Source organism: Pseudomonas sp. C8002 (genome assembly GCF_013385765.1).
Taxonomy (GTDB): domain Bacteria; phylum Pseudomonadota; class Gammaproteobacteria; order Pseudomonadales; family Pseudomonadaceae; genus Aquipseudomonas.
In genome coordinates this window covers 713,954-728,270 of the sequence record NZ_JACAPJ010000005.1, presented here as the reverse complement: position 1 = coordinate 728,270, position 14,317 = coordinate 713,954, and the positions used below count along the sequence as shown (strand labels likewise).

12 protein-coding genes are annotated in these 14,317 nt (G+C 61.9%); 3 read left to right on the top strand and 9 right to left on the bottom strand.

Annotation, left to right across the window (positions count from 1 at the left end):
- Window positions 1-61: 61 nt before the first annotated feature.
- From HX814_RS10020 to bioB, 9 genes are all read right to left on the bottom strand, one after another.
- The gene (locus HX814_RS10020; RefSeq protein WP_177008814.1) at window positions 62-1,846 is read right to left on the bottom strand and encodes an acyl-CoA dehydrogenase C-terminal domain-containing protein; all 1,785 of its coding nucleotides are present in this window, start codon (window positions 1,844-1,846) and stop codon (window positions 62-64) included.
- Between the two features lie 90 nt (window positions 1,847-1,936).
- Entirely contained in the window at window positions 1,937-3,226 is a 1,290-nt protein-coding gene (locus HX814_RS10015) for a diguanylate cyclase (protein WP_177008815.1), read from the bottom strand.
- Between the two features lie 204 nt (window positions 3,227-3,430).
- Window positions 3,431-5,236 carry a phenylacyl-CoA dehydrogenase gene (locus HX814_RS10010; protein WP_008434376.1) on the bottom strand — a complete coding sequence of 602 codons (1,806 nt, stop codon included), beginning with the start codon at window positions 5,234-5,236 and terminating at the stop codon, window positions 3,431-3,433.
- A gap of 339 nt (window positions 5,237-5,575) precedes the next feature.
- Window positions 5,576-5,857, bottom strand: coding sequence for a hypothetical protein (locus HX814_RS10005; protein WP_008434375.1), 282 nt, complete (start codon window positions 5,855-5,857; stop codon window positions 5,576-5,578).
- 107 nt (window positions 5,858-5,964) lie between these two features.
- Window positions 5,965-6,645, bottom strand: a complete 681-nt coding sequence (gene bioD, locus HX814_RS10000; RefSeq protein ID WP_008434374.1) for a dethiobiotin synthase — start codon at window positions 6,643-6,645, stop codon at window positions 5,965-5,967.
- Window positions 6,642-7,451 carry a malonyl-ACP O-methyltransferase BioC gene (gene bioC, locus HX814_RS09995; protein WP_003211066.1) on the bottom strand — a complete coding sequence of 270 codons (810 nt, stop codon included), beginning with the start codon at window positions 7,449-7,451 and terminating at the stop codon, window positions 6,642-6,644. Before bioC ends, bioD begins: the two co-directional genes overlap by 4 nt.
- A complete protein-coding gene (locus tag HX814_RS09990; protein WP_003211068.1) occupies window positions 7,444-8,175 on the bottom strand; it encodes an alpha/beta fold hydrolase in 732 nt (243 codons plus the stop codon). The genes bioC and HX814_RS09990 overlap by 8 nt, the downstream gene beginning before the upstream one ends.
- Window positions 8,168-9,346 carry an 8-amino-7-oxononanoate synthase gene (gene bioF / locus HX814_RS09985; protein ID WP_177008816.1) on the bottom strand — a complete coding sequence of 393 codons (1,179 nt, stop codon included), beginning with the start codon at window positions 9,344-9,346 and terminating at the stop codon, window positions 8,168-8,170. The genes HX814_RS09990 and bioF overlap by 8 nt, the downstream gene beginning before the upstream one ends.
- Before the next feature lie 153 nt (window positions 9,347-9,499).
- Window positions 9,500-10,555, bottom strand: coding sequence for a biotin synthase BioB (gene bioB, locus HX814_RS09980; protein WP_003211072.1), 1,056 nt, complete (start codon window positions 10,553-10,555; stop codon window positions 9,500-9,502).
- 90 nt (window positions 10,556-10,645) lie between these two features.
- Here bioB and HX814_RS09975 point away from each other — a divergent pair, with 90 nt between their 5' ends.
- From HX814_RS09975 to HX814_RS09965, 3 genes are all read left to right on the top strand, one after another.
- Complete coding sequence (locus HX814_RS09975; RefSeq protein WP_177008817.1) at window positions 10,646-11,383, top strand: ComF family protein; 738 nt, start codon at window positions 10,646-10,648, stop codon at window positions 11,381-11,383.
- 57 nt (window positions 11,384-11,440) lie between these two features.
- The gene (locus HX814_RS09970) at window positions 11,441-12,205 is read left to right on the top strand and encodes a TOBE domain-containing protein (protein ID WP_177008818.1); all 765 of its coding nucleotides are present in this window, start codon (window positions 11,441-11,443) and stop codon (window positions 12,203-12,205) included.
- Between the two features lie 71 nt (window positions 12,206-12,276).
- The gene (locus HX814_RS09965) at window positions 12,277-14,175 is read left to right on the top strand and encodes a PhoX family phosphatase (protein WP_177008819.1); all 1,899 of its coding nucleotides are present in this window, start codon (window positions 12,277-12,279) and stop codon (window positions 14,173-14,175) included.
- Window positions 14,176-14,317 lie beyond the last annotated feature (142 nt).

The window sequence follows — 14,317 nt, the reverse complement described above, 5'->3', positions numbered from 1 at the left end:
TAACCGAACAACTTTTGTGACACATAGGGTCTGCTTGTGACCAACAAGTATTTTACGGTCACTAAAGCGCAAACAGCTCCGCCGGCAGACTCATCAGGCACTCACTGCCCGCCTCCACCGCCGCCCGGTGCGCGGCCGTGCGCGGTAGCAGGCGCTTGAAGTAGAACTCGCAGGTCGCCAGCTTGCCTTGGGCGTAATCGGCATCACCGCTACCGCTGTCCAACTGCTCTTGTGCCACCAGCGCCATGCGCAGCCACAAGTAGGCAAGGATGATGTAGCCGCTGTACATCAGGTAATCCAGGGCTGCAGCGCCGACTTCATCCGGGTTTTTCATGGCTGCCATGCCTACCTTGACCGTCAGCTCACCCCACTGCTGATTCAACTGGTTGAGCTGAGCCACATGGGCCTTGAGTTGCGGATGTTCGGCGTTGGCCGCGCAAAACTTGTGGACGATTTTGGTAAAGCCGCGCAGCAGCTTGCCCTGGCTGCCGAGCACCTTGCGCCCGAGCAAATCCAGGGCCTGGATGCCGTTGGTCCCTTCATAGATCGGCGCAATCCGGCAATCGCGAACCAGTTGCTCCATGCCCCATTCACGAATGAAGCCATGGCCACCGAACACCTGCATGCCGTGGTTGGTCACCTCCAGCCCGGTTTCGGTCATGAACGCCTTGCAGATCGGCGTAAGGAAGGCCAACAGGTCTTCGGCTTCCTGGCGTTGCCCCTCGTCGCCACTCAGGTGTGCGGTATCGAGCAACTGTGCCGAGAAGTAGGTCAATGCGCGGTTGCCTTCATTGAAGGCTTTCATGGTCAGCAACATGCGCCGCACATCCGGGTGGACGATGATCGGATCAGCGGCTTTTTCGGGTGCCTTGGCGCCGGTCAGCGAGCGCATCTGCAAGCGGTCGTTGGCGTACTTGATCGCACCCTGGAAGCTCGCTTCCCCCAGGCAAAGGCCCTGCATGCCGGTGCCCAGGCGCGCATGGTTCATCATGGTGAACATGCAGTTGAGGCCCTTGTTCGCCTCACCGATCAGGAAACCCCGGGCGCCATCGAAGTTCAGCACACAGGTGGCCGACGCCTTGATGCCCATCTTGTGCTCGATGGAGCCGCAACTCATCGTGTTGCGCTCGCCCGAGTCGGCATGGAACTTGGGCACGATAAACAGCGAGATTCCCTTGGTGCCGGCCGGCGCATCCGGCAGCTTGGCCAGCACCAGGTGGATGATGTTGTCACTCATGTCATGCTCGCCGGCCGAGATGAAAATCTTGCTGCCGGTGACTGCATAACTGCCGTCGGCCTGCGGTACGGCGCGGGTCTTGATCAGGCCAAGGTCGGTGCCGCAATGGGCTTCAGTCAGGCACATGGTGCCGGTCCACTGGCCCGCGGTGAGTTTGCTCAGGTAGGTGTTTTTCTGCTCTTCAGTGCCGTGGGCACGGATCGCCGACATCGCACCGTGGGTCAGGCCAGGGTACATGCCCCAGGACGTATTGCTGGAGGAGATCATCTCCGCGAGCACCAGGCCCAGGGACATTGGCAAGCCCTGCCCGCCGTAGGCCGGGTCAGCCGCCAAACCGTGCCAGCCGCCTTCCACGTACTGCGCGAAGGCTTCCTTGAAGCCCTTGGGCGTGGTCACCACACCGTTGTCGAAATGGCAGCCTTCTTCATCGCCGGAGCGGTTCAACGGCGCCAGGACGTTTTCGCAGAACTTCGCACCTTCCTCGAGGATCGCGCCGACCATGTCCGGGCTGGCATCGCTTGCACCCAGCGCGGCGTAGTGGCCGTGGAAGTCAAAGACGTGATCGATCAGAAAGCGCATGTCGCGCAGGGGAGCTTTATAGTCAGGCATGGCAATGTCTCCGGCAGCAGATGCCTTCAACCTACTGCCGCACGGCCCACCGGACAATCACTGTAGGGCCGCTGAATACACCACCATCACTCAACCGGCAGCGCTGTCCATGCGGACCGCGCCGCGGCGGGCCTGCCCCGCAGCGACCACGCAGTTACGCCCCGCGCCCTTGGCGTTGTACAGCGCCTGGTCGGCGGATTTGAGCACTTCTTCAGGGCTGCGCTGCTCGGCCTGGCGTTCGGCCACACCGATGCTGACGGTCACCGACACGCTGGAAGCGCCATTGCCCACACGACGCTGGCGCCCCTGCTGGTCGTCGTGGGGACGGTCCGGGTTACGCAGTTTGATGTCGTAGTTGGCGATGATTTCGCGGATCTCTTCCAGGTGCGGCAGGCATTCATCCAGGGTCTTGCCGGCGAATACCACGGCAAATTCCTCACCGCCATAGCGGTAGGCCCGGCCGCCGCCGTTGACCTTGGACAACTTGCTGGCCACCAGGCGCAGTACCTGGTCGCCCACGTCGTGGCCATGGGTATCGTTGAAACGCTTGAAGTGATCGACGTCGCCCATGGCCAGCACATAATTGCGCCCCAGGCGCTGCATGCGCTCATTGAGCGCGCGGCGGCCCGGCAACCCGGTCAGCTCGTCACGGAAGGCCATTTGATAAGCCTCGTGGGCCACCCCGGCAGCGATCATCAGCATCACCTGGCTGCACATGATGTTCAGGGTGAACGGCAGGATGAACGTCTGCGGCAACATCCAGAACAACCCCAGCAACCCTACCAGCTGCGCGGCGTGCAGCGGTCTTGGTTGATACCAGTACTGCGCGGCCAGGGTCACAAAACCAATCAGGAACATCGGATAGGACAGCTGGATCAGGCTCATCCAGCGGCCATGCAAGGCGGGCCAGCGAATTTCGGCCAACCAGCTTAATAAGGCATGGGGGAAACTTTGTTCAAGGGCAAGCGCCACGCTGCCTACCGCAAACAGCACCGCGCAGCGTGCGACGAAGTCGCGAAACAGATGGGTTTTTTCTTGCCAGACCGCGTAGATGCCGAACAGCAACGGTAACAACAGGCAACACAGATGGAAGACCACGGCCGCGTCGTCCCGCACGCGACCGTTATCGCGGTAGTAATCGGTCTGGGTATCCAGCAGGAAATAGACCACGTACACCGTGATCATCAGGAACAGCTCTCGCTGGCGCCGGTAGACCGCGCAGTACGAACCGCCCAGCAGCAGCACGAGGGTCGGCAGCACATTGAACAGTGAAGTGAAGAACACATTGAGATCCTTCACATACGCAGCCGAGAGCCCCGCCAGCAGTAAAAGCAGTGAAGGTAAAAAATGACTGAAACGTACAGCAGACGCGCGCGACAAGGGTAAAGCTCCGACCCACAAAAAAGATGGCATAGTGCCTTCACTGATCACAGTTAAGCACATTCAATGTGATGCGTATCACATTGCCATCACTGTAACGGCCGCTCGGAGCAATCCCTGAGTGCGGTACTGTGGTTTTTTATCGCGCAAAAAAAACCGCCGCTCCCGAAGGAGCGGCGGCTTTTGAAGCGAACTGGCCGAGGCTTAGTAGCCCAGGTCGAAGTTCTCTTCTTTCATGTCCATCAGGTTGTTGGCGCCCGACAGCATGGTTGCAACGTGGGTGCGGGTACGCGGCAGGATGCGCTGGAAGTAGAAGCGCGCTGTCTGCAGCTTGGCGGTGTAGAAGCCTTCTTCGGTGGTGCCGGCAGCCAGTTTCTCGGCGGCCAGGCGGGCCATGTCGGCCCAGAAGTAAGCCAGGCAGGCATAACCGGAGTACATCAGGTAATCCACCGAAGCGGCACCGACTTCTTCGCGGTCTTTCATGGCCGCCATGCCGACCTTCATGGTCAACTCGCCCCACTCTTTGTTCAGTGCCGCCAGCGGTGCAACGAATTCCTGTACGGCTTCGTTGCCTTCGTTGGCCTGGCAGAACTTGTGGACGATCTTGGTGAAGCCCTTCAGCGCTTCGCCCTGGGTCATCAGCACTTTACGGCCCAGCAGGTCGAGGGCCTGGATGCCGGTGGTGCCTTCGTACAGCATCGAAATGCGGCTGTCGCGAACGTTCTGCTCCATGCCCCACTCGGCGATGAAGCCGTGGCCGCCGTAGATTTGCACGCCGTGGTTGGCGGCTTCAAAACCGACTTCGGTCATGAACGCCTTGGCAATCGGGGTCATGAAGGCCAGCAGTGCGTCAGCCTGTTTCTTGGCTTCGTCGTCAGTGCCGTACTTGACCACGTCAACCTGCTTGGCGGTGAAGTACACCATCGCGCGGTTGCCTTCGGCGAAGGCTTTCATGGTCAGCAGCATGCGGCGCACGTCAGGGTGCACGATGATCGGGTCGGCTGCCTTGTCTGGCGCTTTCGGGCCAGTCAGGGAGCGCATTTGCAGGCGGTCGCGAGCGTATTTGAGGCCGCCCTGGAAGCCGATTTCAGCGTGGGACAGGCCTTGCAGCGCGGTGCCCAGGCGAGCGGTGTTCATAAAGGTGAACATGCAGTTCAGGCCTTTGTTCGCCGGGCCGATCAGGAAACCGGTGGCCGCGTCGAAGTTCATCACGCAGGTGGCGTTGCCGTGGATACCCATCTTGTGTTCCAGGGAACCACAGGACACCGCGTTGCGTTCGCCAATCGAACCGTCGGCGTTCGGTACGAACTTGGGAACGATGAACAGCGAAATGCCTTTGGTGCCAGCCGGTGCGTCCGGCAGGCGAGCCAGCACGATGTGGACGATGTTGTCGGCCATGTCGTGTTCGCCGGCCGAGATGAAGATCTTGGTACCGGAAACCTTGTAGGAACCATCAGCCTGAGGCTCGGCCTTGGTGCGCAGCATGCCCAGGTCGGTGCCGCAGTGCGGTTCGGTCAGGCACATGGTGCCGGTCCACTCGCCCGACACCAGTTTGGTCAGGTAAGCCTCTTGCTGCTCGGGGGTGCCGTGCTCGGAAATGGTGTTCATCGCGCCATGGGACAGGCCCGGGTACATGCCCCACGACCAGTTGGCTTCGCCGACCATTTCGCTGACCGCCAGGCCCAGGGATTCCGGCAGGCCCTGGCCACCGTGCGCCACGTCGTGGGCCAGGCTTGGCCAGCCGCCTTCAACGAACTGTTTGTAGGCTTCTTTGAAACCGGTAGGGGTCTTAACGCCTGACTCGCTCCAGGTGCAACCTTCGATATCACCCACGCGGTTCAGCGGTGCCAGTACCTGCTCACAGAACTTGGCGCCTTCTTCGAGAATGGCGTCAACCATGTCCGGGGTAGCGTCCTGGCAAGCCGGCAGGCTCTGATAGTGCGCTTCATAGCCAAGCAGTTCGTCACGAACGAAGCGAATATCACGCAAGGGGGCCTTGTAGTCAGGCATAGCGATAAACCTCTGCTGATGTATCTGGGATGAACAACCGCATGGATGTGTTGTGGCGGTCAAACAGTTGTTTGAAACATACGTTTACGACCAATCCTTGTCAAGCGTCGCGCAAACGCCGTTTGTCATGACGCAGGTCAACGTCAGGCACGGCAAGGCCTGCAGCGAAATGCCGCATGACGATTCAGGAGGAAAAAGATTATTGAGCGGTGAAGATCAATGTGGGAGCTGGCTTGCCTGCGATGCGGGCGCCGCGGTGTATCAGGAGGATCGAGGTGACGCTATCGCAGGCAAGCCAGCTCCCACAGAGAAGCCAGCTCGCACGATAAGAGGGGGGGGTTATGCGTAAGTATCGATCAAGGTGCCGAGCATTTCGTCGGAAGCCTTGGCGACTTTGGCGCCCAGTTCAACCTGGAACTTGCCTTGGGCCATCTCGACCATGTTGCTCGCCGAGTTGCTCGCCTGATTGGCGTCTACCGAACGCAAACGATCATTTTGCGCGTCCGAAGGCTGGGAAGTGGCGGCGCTGGCAATCTTGCCGGCGGCCTGGTCGACACGGTTCTGCCCGGTCTGAATCGCGCTCAGTCCCGAGTAAAACGCACTGCTACCAGAGATTTCCATGGCGTGAACCTGCCTATAAGAGAATCGTGAACTGTTATTGAAGCAGACCTACCGGCAAAACGCCCGTCAAAAACACTAATGGCATAATGCCTTCGCGATAGGCAAAACTAGTCAAGCAGGTCCAGTTGCAAGTACGCGGCGACCGCTTCGGCGCTGGGATGCTTGAGCTTGGGCACCCTTCCCAGGCATGGCGCGGGGAGTCGTTCAGCCAGGGTCGCGAGGTTTTCTTCCAGACGAGAGGTCTTGGGGTCGATGATATTGGCCACCCAGCCCGCCAGCGGCAACCCGTCCCGGGCGATGGCTTCTGCGGTCAACAACGCGTGGCTGATACACCCCAGCCGCACACCCACCACCAGGATCACCGGCAGCTTCAGCGCCTGGGCCAGGTCCGACAAATTGTCCTGGTCCGCCAATGGCACACGCCAGCCGCCCGCACCTTCGATCAAGGTGAAGTCCGCCTGCTTGGCGAGAACGTGCTGCATGGGTTTCAACAACGACTGCACCGTCAGCGCCACGCCGGCTTCACGGGCCGCCAGATGCGGCGCGATGGCCGGCTCGAAGGCCACCGGGTTGACCTCGGCATAACTCAACGGCAACGAACACTCGGCCAGCAACGCCAGGGCGTCCGAATTGCGCAGGCCCTTGGGCGTCAGCTGGCACCCAGAGGCTACCGGCTTGCCCGCCGCCGTACTTTTGCCGGCTTGCCGCGCGGCATGCAGCAGGCCGGCAGCGACGGTGGTCTTGCCGACGTCGGTGTCGGTCCCCGTGATGAAGTAAGCGGCATTCATAGAGGTTTCTCCAGGACGGCGTACACCACTTGATAAGTTGCCGGCAGGCCCTGGGCCTGGCGGAACTGCTCGTAGGCTTGCACCAGTGCAACAATCCGCGCCCGGCCCGTCAACCCTCCTGGGCGCCCCGGGTTCAGATTGTGCGCACCCAACGCTTTCAGTTCGTGGGTCAGGCTGCGCACGTCGGGGTAATGCAACACGTGGGGACACTGCTCCAGGCTGCGCACCCGCAAACCACTGGCTGCGCACAGTTGCTCATAAGCACTGAACGGCCGGAAGCGGTTCACATGAACCATGCCATCCGCTGCGCGCCAGCTTTCGCGCAACTCATCCAGCGTACCCACGCAGAGGCTGGCAAACGCCAGCACGCCGCCGGGCTGCAATACGCGCCGCGCTTCGCTGAGCACTGCGGCAAAATCCGAGCACCACTGCACCGCCAAACTGGAGTAAATCAGCCCGCAACTGGCGTCCTGCAACGGCAAGCGCTCGGCATCGCCAGCGATGAAATGTTGTGCACCGCCCAGCGGCCGGGCGTGTTTGAGCATGCCCTCGGCGATATCCAGGGCCAAACCCTGGCTACCCGCAAATGACTGGCCCAGCACACGACTGAAATAGCCCGTGCCACTGCCCAGGTCCAGCCAGCGTTGTGGAGAAAGACCTTCGGGCAAACGCCGCAACAGCTCGCTGCCCACCGCACGCTGCAACTCGGCAACGCTGTCGTAACTGGCGGCTGCGCGGGAAAAGGAGGCCGCTACCTGGCGCTTGTCTGGCAAGCCGCCGGGCAGCACATGGGACAAATCAGTCATCACCGCACTCATGCAAAAAAGCCTGGATGGCCCCCGCCACACCGTGGGGGTCCTCCAGTAGAAAAGCGTGACCGGCCTGTTCAATCAGGCCGATTTCAACGTCAGGCAACAAGGCGAACAACTCACTGGCCACTTCAGCCGGAACCAGCCCGTCCAGCCCGGCAAACAGATGCAACTGCGGCCCTTGAAAGTCGACCAGCGCCTGGCGGGTGTCCAATCGGCCCAACAGCTCCAGACCACTGAGCAAGGTCTGCGCGGAGGTTTTAGGGGCACCCGCCAGCAATAGCCGAGCAAGTGATCGGGGATCGCTGGAACCCCGGGCGCAAAGCAGACTGAAGCGTTTTAACGTCGCAACCGGATCAAGGCGGCAACCGTTAAGAAACGCAATAAAATCCTCTTCGTGCATGCCATGGTCCCAGCGAGACCAGGCCACGAAGCTTGCGTTGCTGGCAAAGGTGAGCAAACCGCAACAATGATCACCGCGCCGGGCGGCCAACTCGGCAGCAAGCATGCCGCCGAGGGACCAACCACCCAGCCAGACGTCTTGGGGCAAGGTCGAATCCAGCTCATCGAGCCACTCTTGAAGGTCGTCCGACTCCACGTCCGGCAACGGTTCGATCTGCACCTGCAAGTGTTCATCCAGCCCCTGCAACGCCGCCGCCAGCGGTTCCAGCGGCGAAACGCCGAGGCCCCAGCCAGGCAGCAGTATCAGTCGATCACGCATGGTCGGGCTCCTGGCCTAACAAGCGGAAACACTCTTCCAATGCGCTTAACAATAGCTGCACCTGGGCTTCACTGTGGGCTGCCGTGAGAGTCACCCGCAGACGGGCACTGCCGGCGGGCACGGTCGGTGGCCGGATCGCGGTCACCATCAGCCCGCGCTCGCGCAGCATCTGCGACAAACGCACCGCGCGGGCACTGTCGCCAATCATGATCGGCTGGATCGGCGTGAAACTGTCCATCAGCTCCAGGCCGATCTGCTCGGCGCCCTGGCGGAACTGGCGAATCAGCCCATTGAGATGCTCACGGCGCCAATGCTCGGTGCGCAGCAATTCCAGGCTTTTCAGCGTGGCACAGGCCAGCGCCGGCGGTTGGCTGGTGGTGTAGATATACGGACGGGCGAACTGGATCAGGCTTTCGATCAGCTCTTCGCTGCCCGCGACAAACGCGCCGGCGGTACCGAAAGCCTTGCCGAGGGTGCCGACCAGCACCGGCACATCTTCCTGGCTCAAGCCAAAATGCTCGACGATCCCACCACCGTTGGCGCCCAAAGGCCCGAAGCCATGGGCGTCATCCACCATCAACCATGCGCCCCTGGCCCGGGTTTCACGGGCCAGTGAGGGCAGATCCGCCAGGTCGCCGTCCATGCTGAACACGCCGTCGGTCACCACCAGCGTATTGCCGGTGGCTTTCTCCAGGCGCTTGGCCAGGCTTTCAGCATCGTTGTGCAGGTAACGATTGAAGCGCGCACCCGAGAGCAAACCGGCATCCAGCAACGAGGCGTGGTTAAGGCGGTCTTCCAGCACCGTATCGCCCTGCCCCACCAGCGCGGTGACGGCGCCAAGGTTAGCCATGTAACCGGTGGTGAACAGCAGCGCCCGCGGGCGACCAGTGAGGTCGGCCAGGGCCTCTTCCAGTTCATGGTGCGGCGTGCTGTGGCCGATCACCAGATGCGAAGCGCCGCCACCCACGCCCCAGCGAGCCGCGCCCGCGCGCCAGGCTTCAATCACTTGCGGGTGATTGGCCAGGCCCAGGTAATCGTTGTTGCAGAACGCCAGCAACGGCTGGCCGTCGACCACCACGTCAGGGCCTTGCGGGCTCTGCAGCAGTGGACGTTGGCGATACAGGTGTTCGGCACGACGAGCCGCAAGACGCGCGGCGAGATCGAAAGACATGAGACCTCGGTAGATCAGGTTGAACGCAGTCAAAAATGTGGGAGCGGGCTTGCTCGCGAAAGCAGTGGATCAGTCAGCTTATGTATTGGCTGACACACCGCCTTCGCGAACAAGCCCGCTCCCACATTTGGATGGCATTCCAAAGTGGACTTATCAAACAGCCGCGTTGTAAAACTGCTCGCTGCTCTTCTGCTCCACCAGCGCCTGCTCGATCGCCGCCTGGTGCACTTCATCGGCGTGCTCTTCACGAGCTTCCGGCAAGATGCCCAGGCGCGAGAACAGTTGCATGTCCTTGTCCGCCTGCGGGTTGGCAGTGGTCAGCAGCTTGTCGCCGTAGAAAATCGAGTTGGCGCCAGCAAAGAATGCCAGGGCCTGCATCTGCTCGTTCATCGCCTCACGCCCGGCCGACAGCCGCACATGGGACTGCGGCATCAGGATGCGCGCCACCGCCAGCATGCGGATGAAGTCGAACGGGTCGATGTCGTCGGCGTTTTCCAGCGGCGTGCCGGCAACTTTCACCAGCATGTTGATCGGCACCGATTCCGGATGTTCCGGCAGGTTGGCCAACTGGATCAGCAGGTTGGCGCGATCGTCCAGGGACTCGCCCATGCCGAGGATGCCGCCGGAGCAGATCTTCATCCCCGAATCACGCACGTACGCCAGGGTTTGCAGGCGCTCGCCGTAGGTGCGGGTGGTGATGATCGAACCGTAGAACTCCGGCGACGTGTCGAGGTTGTGGTTGTAGTAATCGAGGCCGGCCTGGGCCAGGGCTTCGGTCTGGTCCTGGTCGAGACGGCCGAGGGTCATGCAGGTTTCCAGGCCCATGGCTTTCACGCCTTTGACCATCTCCAGCACGTAGGGCATGTCTTTGGCTGACGGATGCTTCCAGGCGGCGCCCATGCAGAAACGGGTCGAACCGATGGCCTTGGCGCGAGCGGCCTCTTCGAGGACCTTCTGCACTTCCATCAGCTTCTCTTTTTCCAGGCCCGTGTTGTAGTGGCCCGACTGCGGACAATATTTGCAATCTTCCGGGCAGGCGCCGGTCTTGATCGACAGCAGCGTGGAAACCTGGACGCGGTTAGCGTCGAAATGCGCGCGGTGCACGGTCTGCGCCTGGAACAACAGGTCGTTGAAGGGCTGTACGAACAGCGCTTTGACTTCGGCTAAAGACCAATCGTGACGCAGGTTGGCAGTGATGCTGGCGCTCATGGGCGATTCCTTGATTATGCTTTGGCAAGCCCTGCGGGAAGTAATACCCACAGGCACGACACGGATGCTCGGCATATTTAAGGAAGATTCATGCACTGTCAACTTGAGAACAAACACGAGGTTTACATCTGGTTAAAAAGCAACCAAACCTGTTTAGTCTGCGATGAAAGCAGCGGAACGGCCGATCCTGTCTGCAGCGCCTGCGAAACCGAGCTGCCTTGGCTGATGGAACATTGCGAGGTGTGCGCACTGCCATTGCCGGCGACTGGCCTGGTGTGCGGCCAGTGCTTGAAGCAACCTGCGGCGTTCAAGCAGGTTGTCGCGCCGTGGACCTACAGCTTCCCCATCGACAGCCTGATCAGCCGTTTCAAGCATCAGGCCCGCTGGCCGCTGGGGCATCTGCTTGCGCACCTGTTGGGACAATTCCTGCAACACCGCTATGAAGATGCCGCGCTGGCTCGCCCCGACTGCCTGCTGCCCGTGCCCCTGGCCCGCAAACGCCTGCGGGAACGGGGGTTCAACCAGGCGGCAATGCTCGCCCGCTGGCTGAGTGAGGACCTGAACATCCCCTGGGATGAGCACCTGCTGTCACGGCCGCGTGAAACCGTGGCGCAGCAAGACCTGGACGCCAGGACCCGCAAGCGCAACCTGCACCAGGCCTTCGCCCTGGCCGACGGCGCGCAAGTCAAAGGCCGGCACTTGGCGCTGATCGACGACGTACTGACTACCGGCGCCACCGCCAGCAGTCTCGCCCGCCTGTTGATGGATGCCGGCGCCCGACAGGTGGATGTGTATTGCCTGGCACGGACGCCCAAGCCCGGCACATGACTTGACTCGCGGGCGCCCTGCCCGCAACGTCAGCCCATTCCATCGAAGCGTGTAACCATGTCCCTGCCAACCCTCTTGAGCCAACACATCGTCCGTCGCCCGCAGCGCATTGCACTGCTGCAACATATTGCCGAACAAGGCTCCATCACCCGCGCCGCAAAGAGCGCGGGGCTGAGCTACAAGGCGGCCTGGGACGCCATCGACGAACTGAACAACCTGGCGCAAAAGCCCCTGGTGGAACGCAGCGTCGGCGGCAAGGGCGGTGGCGGCGCCAGGTTGACGGCCGAGGGTGAGCGGGTATTACGCCTTTACCAACGCCTGCAGGTACTGCAAGCCCAGGTGCTGGATTCCGCCGAAGACGCCAGCGACTTCAACCTGCTGGGCCGCCTGATGCTGCGCACCAGCGCACGTAACCAGTTGCACGGCCGGGTGATCGCCATCGACAGCCACGGCCGCAATGACCTGATTCGCCTGGAGCTGGCAGCCGGGCTGCGCCTGGATGCGCAGATCACCCACGACAGTACCTTGCGCCTGGAGCTGGAGATCGGCACCGAAGTCGTCGCCCTGATCAAGGCCGGCTGGCTTGAAGTACTGGCCGTCACGCAGGCAGCAACACCTGGACACAATTGCCTGGAAGGAAAAATCGACGCCATTCTCGATGCCGAAGACGGCCCCAGCGAGGTGCGGATCACCTTGCCCAACGGCCAGGTTCTCTGCGCCCTGGCCCGGCCCGACGCGCTTGCGCAGATCCATGCCGCCGAAGGCCTGCAGGTGAAGGTGCAGTTCTCCCCCAGCAACGTGCTGCTGGGCACTCCGGTGTAGCGCTTCAAACTGCAACAATTTCGTCACGACTGCTCCCTAAGGTGGCTGCAAAAACCCGCAGGGAGCCTGAAATGAGCCTATTAGAAGAAAACCAAGCCACCGACCTGGAACAGATGGTCGGCCTCAGCCGCCGGCGTTTTATCGGCGCCGGCGCCCTGTGCGGTGCCGCGATGTTCCTCGGCGGCAACCTGCTGACCCGCAGCGCCCTGGCGGTCAACGCCGCGTCGAACAGCCCGCTTCTGGGCTTCGCCAGCATCGCCTCGGCCACCAGCGACACCATCACCCTGCCGCCCGGCTACAGCGCCTCGGTACTGATCAGCTGGGGCCAGCCGCTGCACAAGAACGCGCCGGCCTTCGACCCCAGCGGCAACGGCACGGCCAAGGCCCAGGAACAGCAGTTCGGCGACAACAACGACGGCATGAGCCTGTTCGCCTTCCCCGGTGACGACAACCGCGCGCTGATGGCGATCAACAACGAATACACCAACTACCGCTACCTCTACGCCCACGGCGGCGCGCCGCAATCGGCCGAAGACGTGCGCAAGGCGTTGGCCAGCGAAGGCGTGTCGGTGATCGAAGTACGGCGCAAAGGCGACACCTGGCAGTTCGTCCAGGACTCGCGCTACAACCGGCGCATCCACGGCAACTCGCCGATCCGGCTCGGCGGCCCTGCGGCGGGCCATGCCTGGCTGAAAACCAGCGCCGACAAAACCGGCAAAAAAGTCCTCGGCACCTTCCAGAACTGCGCCAACGGCAAGACCCCATGGGGCACGTATCTCACCTGCGAAGAGAACTTCACCGACTGCTTCGGCAGCAGCAACCCGCAACAAACCTTCGACGCCGGGCAGAAACGCTATGGCGTGGTGGCCGCCAGCAAAGACATCAACTGGCACCCCCACGACCCGCGCTTCGACATGGCCAAGAATCCCAACGAACTCAACCGCCATGGCTGGGTAGTGGAAATCGACCCGTTCGACCCGCAATCCACACCGGTCAAACGCACCGCCCTCGGCCGCTTCAAGCACGAAAACGCTGCCCTGGCGGAAACGCGCGACGGCCGCGCCGTGGTGTACATGGGCGACGACGAGCGCGGCGAGTTCATCTACAAGTTCATCAGCCGCGACAAGATCAATCACAAGAACCCCAAGGCCAACAAGGACCTGCTGGACCACGGCACCTTGTATGTGGCGATTTTCGACGCGGGCGACGGCAATGCCGACCATCCCAAGGGCCAGGGCCAATGGGTCGAACTGACCTACGGCAAGAACGGCATCGACGCCAACAGCGGTTTTGCCAGCCAGGCCGAAGTGCTGATCCACGCGCGCCTGGCCGCCAGCGTGGTGAAAGCCACCCGCATGGACCGCCCGGAATGGATCGTGGTCAGCCCCACCGACGGCCAGGTGTATTGCACCCTGACCAACAACGCCAAGCGCGGCGAAGACGGCCAGCCGGTGGGCGGCCCGAACCCGCGGGAGAAAAACGTCTACGGGCAGATCCTGCGCTGGAAGGCCAATGCCAACGACCATGGCGCGCCGGACTTCAGCTGGGATTTGTTCGTGGTGGCCGGCAACCCGGCGGTGCATGCCGGCACGCCAAAGGGCGGCTCATCCAACATCAACCCGCAGAACATGTTCAACAGCCCGGACGGCCTGGGCTTCGACAAGGCCGGGCGGTTGTGGATCCTCACCGATGGCGACTACAGCAACGGCGGCGACTTTGCCGGGATGGGCAATAACCAGATGCTGTGTGCCGACCCGTCGACCGGTGAAATTCGGCGGTTCATGGTGGGGCCGGTGGCCTGTGAAGTGACCGGGATCAGCTTCTCGCCGGACCAGAAAACCCTGTTTGTGGGGATTCAGCATCCGGGGGAAACCGGTGGGTCGACCTGGCCGGAGCATCTGCCAAATGGCAAGCCACGGTCTTCGGTGATGGCGATTCGTCGGGATGATGGCGGGATCGTCGGCGCCTGATAAGGCCTCTTCGCGAGCAAGCCCGCTCCCACACTTGACCGCATTCCAAAGCCAGGACTCGGTTTAATGTGGGAGCGGCGGTGCGACGATTCGACTTGCTCGCGAAGGCGTCAGAACAGTCACCACCTATCTCGACCCCGGT

Bases quoted from the DNA above. Each gene is read 5' to 3' on its own strand.
- HX814_RS10020 (WP_177008814.1), bottom strand. From the start codon at position 1,846: ATGCCTGACTATAAAGCTCCCCTGCGCGACATGCGCTTTCTGATCGAT.
- HX814_RS10010 (WP_008434376.1), bottom strand. From the start codon at position 5,236: ATGCCTGACTACAAGGCCCCCTTGCGTGATATTCGCTTCGTTCGTGAC.
- HX814_RS10005 (WP_008434375.1), bottom strand. From the start codon at position 5,857: ATGGAAATCTCTGGTAGCAGTGCGTTTTACTCGGGACTGAGCGCGATT.
- bioD (WP_008434374.1), bottom strand. From the start codon at position 6,645: ATGAATGCCGCTTACTTCATCACGGGGACCGACACCGACGTCGGCAAG.
- bioC (WP_003211066.1), bottom strand. From the start codon at position 7,451: ATGACTGATTTGTCCCATGTGCTGCCCGGCGGCTTGCCAGACAAGCGC.
- HX814_RS09990 (WP_003211068.1), bottom strand. From the start codon at position 8,175: ATGCGTGATCGACTGATACTGCTGCCTGGCTGGGGCCTCGGCGTTTCG.
- bioF (WP_177008816.1), bottom strand. From the start codon at position 9,346: ATGTCTTTCGATCTCGCCGCGCGTCTTGCGGCTCGTCGTGCCGAACAC.
- bioB (WP_003211072.1), bottom strand. From the start codon at position 10,555: ATGAGCGCCAGCATCACTGCCAACCTGCGTCACGATTGGTCTTTAGCC.
- HX814_RS09975 (WP_177008817.1), top strand. From the start codon at position 10,646: ATGCACTGTCAACTTGAGAACAAACACGAGGTTTACATCTGGTTAAAA.
- HX814_RS09970 (WP_177008818.1), top strand. From the start codon at position 11,441: ATGTCCCTGCCAACCCTCTTGAGCCAACACATCGTCCGTCGCCCGCAG.
- HX814_RS09965 (WP_177008819.1), top strand. From the start codon at position 12,277: ATGAGCCTATTAGAAGAAAACCAAGCCACCGACCTGGAACAGATGGTC.